This window comes from Chamaesiphon sp. OTE_75_metabat_556, from assembly GCF_031378165.1.
Lineage (GTDB): Bacteria > Cyanobacteriota > Cyanobacteriia > Cyanobacteriales > Chamaesiphonaceae > Chamaesiphon.
The window spans coordinates 1-4,683 of record NZ_JANNDR010000021.1; the positions used below are offsets into that span (position 1 = coordinate 1).

Genomic DNA, 4,683 nt, shown 5'->3' on the forward strand with positions numbered 1-4,683 from the left:
GGCTCCCAGACTCGCTCTCGTCGAACCGACTTTTCACAGATCGATAAAACAGGCGATATTCAAAAAGTCCAACCTGCTATAACCGTTATGGCTAGACGGTTAGATCCAAAGCGATCGAAAATGGATAAAGTCGAGCTTAGAGGATGTTTGGAAATACGGAGAGCTATCCACTAATTCCGGGGCAATTCATGAATTGCCCCTACTAAAGATATTTGTCAGACAGAATCTGAAAACGAGCGAGTTCATCTGATTTTCATCTGGCAATGCCAGACTGGGGAATGTCGGCAGCTTGAGTACTGGCAATCATGATAAATCGCATCGATTCTCATCCAATTTCAACACCAAATCTCGCCCTAGATTTTACGCAGGCGGTTGGGACTGTACCGATCGTCAGACTAAATCATGTCAGTAAATTGTGTCAACAACACGATCTCTATTTCAAACTCGAATCTTGTAATCCCGGCGGCAGTATTAAAGAGAAAAATGCTATTTGCTTGGTAAATCGGGCGGAAGCTGAAGGATCGCTATTACCCAATGGCACGATCGTCGAATCTAGTTCGGGCAATTTTGGGATAGCCTTGGCAATGGTAGGGGCGGTGCGGGGTTATCGAGTCAAAATCGTCATCGATGCCAAAACTAGCCCCACCATGCGGCGGATTTTGGCCGCGCATGGAGCAGAATTAGTCGAGGTGCCTTTGAGTGCGGCAGATGGTAATGGTTCGATGCAAGTAGCCCGAATGCACAAGGCGCAAGAATTAGCGCGGAGTATTCCTGGAGCCTGGTATCCTTGTCAACATCGCAACCCGTACAATCCCGATGCCCACGAGCTGTATACGGCACGGGAAATCGAATTAGCCTTTAATGGTGCGCCAGATGCGATCGTCATTGGCGTGAGTACGGCGGGGCAATTAGCTGGCATCGGACGTTATTTTAAGCAACACTATCCGTTTACTAAAATTATCGGTGTTGACGTGGCCGGATCGGCTATTTTTGGTACACCGCGATTTGCTTATAAAATGACTGGATTAGGTTTATCATTCGTCCCGCCTAATTTCGATCGCAGTTTGCTCGATATTGCCTATACTGTCAGCGATCAAATGTCCTTTTCTTTTTGTCATCAAATCGCTAAACTAGAAGGCCTGTTACTGGGTGCTTCGACTGGGGCAATTTTGGCAGGGGGATTGGCATATGCTCGGTCTCATCCCGATCGAAACTTATCAATTCTCATGTTAAATCCCGATCGTGGAGATCGTTATCTAGAAACAGTTTACGATCGAGATTGGCTCAAAGCTAATCAAATAGATCTATTCGATCGATCGCAATTAGAATCAGAAATTAGCTCGCTCGTCCCAATTGAATTCTAGTCTCGATAATTTTGTGGCTTTTGATTTAATTGTAATTAAATTGAGTTGTTACACTCAAAATATTTGAAGTCACTGCTTCTACTGTGACTTCTAAAATCTGTTAAGGCCGACTTTAGAAGTCACAATTTCGATCGTCGGCAATTTTGGAAATTCAAATTCCCATTCATCCCTAATTTAATGTCTCGCAAGCGTCAATTAATTCAACTATGGCAACAATTTATTCCGCTATCCTTGTCCGATGTCTCGATGGCTTTGGGCGATCCGTTAACTACTACCACCCTCGCCCATTTACCAGATGCCAGGAATAATATCGCCGCTGTTGGCGTCGCTAAAGCGATCGCCATTTTTTGTGAAAGTCCGATTATCATGTTGCTCCATGCCAGTAATGCCCTCGCACCGACGCAAGCATCACGGCGAGCATTATGGCAATTTACATTAATTACTAGCGGCGGCATGAGTTTATTACTCGCGCTGACAACTATCCCTGCGATATTTGCGATCGTCGGTGAAGGGTGGTTGGGTGTGGCACCGAGTTTGAGCGGTACGATTCGATCGACACTCACGATCGTCATTTTATGGCCATTGGCGATCGGTTGGCGGCGATATTTTCAGGGTTTATTAATTCATAGTGGAGAGAGTAATGCTGTCGCGATGGCGGGCATCATCCGCCTCTTGGTAGTCGGCGGTATTCTGGCTGGTGGCTTTGCGCTCAGAGCTAATGGTGCGGTAGTCGCGGGGATGAGTTTAGTTTGGGGCGTAATTGCTGAAGCTGTAGTCGTCACCTTTTTGGCACGACGATTGGGGGCAACGAAACTTCCAGAACTAGTATCCACCCCAGAACTACCCAAAGATTTAGCTGGTGTCTGGAAATTTTACGCGCCACTCGGCGGCACGATGATCCTGGGCTGGGGCGCGCGGGCAGCTCTAGTTGGGATTGTCGCGCGGGCGAATGATGGGAGTATCGCGCTAGCTGCTTGGCCGGCGGCATGGGGATTGGTGATAGTGGTGGCAAATTCGACGCGGATGGTGCAGCAGATGATCATTCGCAATCGCCAGTTATTACCCGATCGAGTCTTAATTATCTTTGCAATTACCGTCGGCTTGGTGTGCTCGTTAATTCTATTATCAGTCAGTGGCACACCGCTGAGTCAAGACGCCATCGGGTGGTTTGTGGGTAACGATCCCGAACTGATCGCGCGCGTGCGTCCGGTATTGCTGCTCTGTGCGGTGATGCCACTCCTGGTATCGCTGCAAAATGCGCTGCAAGGCTTTCTAGTTAGCGAAGGCCGCACCTGGGGTGTAAATCAGGCGGCTGGAGTCGGTGCGGTGGTGATGCTAGGTGCAGCGTATGTTGGTACGCAGTTGGGACAAAATGGCGCGATCGCGGCAGCACTCGGCATGATGCTGGGCGTTACCATGGAAATTGGTTATTTATTTTATAGTTGGCGATCGATCCGAGTTAGTCGAACGGGTGCCAACGATTAAAGTTACGGACTAATATTAAAGCTTTCACCCCATGCGAATTATCACCGACTTTGATGGGCCGATTATGGATTTATCCGATCGCTACTATCATGTTTATCAGCTTTGTTTGGATAAAGTCAAGCAACCGAATCAACCGATCGAAATCTTACCCAAAGCTAAATTCTGGGCATATAAACAGGCACAAGTGCCCGAGCAACAACTGGGCATTGAGTCGGGATTGACAGCCACTCAATCTGAAGAATTCAAACAAATGCGCGATCGCCATGCCCATCAAATCCAATACCTAGGACTCGATCGCGTTGTGCCAGGCTCGATCACGGCTCTAGCAAGAATCCAAGCATCTGGTAGTGAATTATTAGTAATGACATTGCGGCGTAACTGTGAATTAATACCGGCATTCGAGCGGTACAATCTCGGCCAATTTTTTAAACCTCATCATCGTTATTGCCTGCCGGATGATTATCAAAAAAATGGTGATATTGAAGCTAAAACCCAATTGATGGATCGTGCGATTGCCGAGTTAGTGGTAGATGAAAATACTTGGATGGTTGGTGATACTGAAGCCGATCTTATCGCGGCACAAACTCATCAAATTAAAGTAATTGGCGTACTATCTGGAATTCGAGATCGAAATCGATTGGCACAATATCAGCCAGATAAAATTGTGGCTAACTTAGCTGAGGCAGTAGATTTTATCCTCGATCGTCAGTAAGGTCGATCTCAATTTTAGATTTGACTCAGAAAAATCTAATACATACTTCGCTCAGTAGTTATTGCTACTGTTTACAAATCTTATATTTGAGAAGATCGTGACAAGATTATTTACTTAGCTCGACCCACACAATGCTTTAAAAGTTCACCACCCCGATTTTAGGAGGATACGAAAATGACCGGACAACTATGTTGGATTCCCTCATTTGCATCTAAGGGCAAACTCACGCTCCACCTGAGGCTAGATCCTTTTCAGCCCTGGAAACCCCATACCGCTTTTCCCTATTTGTGCGTTCCAGATTATCCGATTCCTGGCGGATCGAAAGGCTGGGCAACCAGTCAAAGGCTGCTCCAAACTGGTTGGGCGATCGTCCCTACCGCCCAGGTACGAGTATCCTTTAGAGATGATTTTGGCGATGACTCTGTAGCGGCTTAGGAATTAAAACTCCAAGTCGAATACTCGATCGAGCGGCGATACCAACACCAATATTGTCACCGCTCGAACATCTCCGTTCGGTATTATTACATAGTTGCTGAAATTGACGATCGATTTGAATTTGGGCTGGAACGATCCCCCGATCTGCTTAATAATGCGTCCCAGACTTCCGATGATGGATGGCAGTGACTCCGGTGGGATTGAAGACTTTGCCAGTATCGATCGTGGCATAGATCAGCCAATGATCGCCGCATTCCATCCGGCTGTGGACGTTGCATTCGAGGTAGGCGAGGCTGTCGGTGAGAATTTGGCAGCCGTTGGTGGCGGTGTCGATATTGACGCCGACGAAGCGATCTTCCCCTGGGGTAAAGGGTTTGAGGAATTGCTTCATCAGGGGAATGTGCTTGCCCTGTTCGAGGATATTCAGAACGAATTTACCGTCTTTGTGCATCAGGGATTCGATCGCGCGTTCTTTGGCGACGGCTACCGTTAAGCCAGGGGGATTGAAGGTGGCTTGGGATACCCAGGAGGCTAACATCGCACCGGATAGCTCGCCCTGTTGGGTGGTAACGATCGTCATGGCACCGACGATCCGCCCGACGGCTTGCTCGACACGATCTGTAGTTGCTTCGCCGATCTTGGCTTTGGGGATGCTGGCTTTTTTGGCTTTCTTGAGAGCTTGGGCAA

The 4,683-nt window shown here is 47.7% G+C and carries 5 protein-coding genes; 4 read left to right on the forward strand and 1 reads right to left on the reverse strand.

Features of this window, described 5'->3' with window-relative positions; genetic code table 11:
• Positions 1–305: 305 nt before the first annotated feature.
• The 4 genes from RMO27_RS00830 to RMO27_RS00845 all read left to right on the forward strand — a co-directional run bounded on the left by RMO27_RS00830 (position 306) and on the right by RMO27_RS00845 (position 3,996).
• Positions 306–1,364, forward strand: a complete 1,059-nt coding sequence (locus tag RMO27_RS00830) for a cysteine synthase family protein (RefSeq protein ID WP_309728145.1) — start codon at positions 306–308, stop codon at positions 1,362–1,364.
• A 177-nt stretch (positions 1,365–1,541) separates the two neighbouring features.
• Positions 1,542–2,849, forward strand: coding sequence for a hypothetical protein (locus RMO27_RS00835; RefSeq protein ID WP_309728148.1), 1,308 nt, complete (start codon positions 1,542–1,544; stop codon positions 2,847–2,849).
• 31 nt (positions 2,850–2,880) lie between these two features.
• Positions 2,881–3,561 (forward strand): HAD family hydrolase, encoded by a 681-nt coding sequence (locus RMO27_RS00840; protein ID WP_309728150.1) that lies wholly within the window; start codon positions 2,881–2,883, stop codon positions 3,559–3,561.
• Between the two features lie 174 nt (positions 3,562–3,735).
• Complete coding sequence (locus tag RMO27_RS00845; protein WP_309728152.1) at positions 3,736–3,996, forward strand: hypothetical protein; 261 nt, start codon at positions 3,736–3,738, stop codon at positions 3,994–3,996.
• Positions 3,997–4,144: 148 nt separating this feature from the next.
• Here the strand turns inward: RMO27_RS00845 and RMO27_RS00850 are convergent.
• Positions 4,145–4,683 (reverse strand): flavin reductase family protein (locus RMO27_RS00850; protein ID WP_309728154.1); only part of this gene is annotated, 539 nt, incomplete at its 5' end.

What these genes read in the sequence shown, in the direction of transcription:
- RMO27_RS00830 (WP_309728145.1), top strand. Translation starts at nt 306, where the DNA reads ATGATAAATCGCATCGATTCTCATCCAATTTCAACACCAAATCTCGCC.
- RMO27_RS00835 (WP_309728148.1), top strand. Translation starts at nt 1,542, where the DNA reads ATGTCTCGCAAGCGTCAATTAATTCAACTATGGCAACAATTTATTCCG.
- RMO27_RS00840 (WP_309728150.1), top strand. Translation starts at nt 2,881, where the DNA reads ATGCGAATTATCACCGACTTTGATGGGCCGATTATGGATTTATCCGAT.
- RMO27_RS00845 (WP_309728152.1), top strand. Translation starts at nt 3,736, where the DNA reads ATGACCGGACAACTATGTTGGATTCCCTCATTTGCATCTAAGGGCAAA.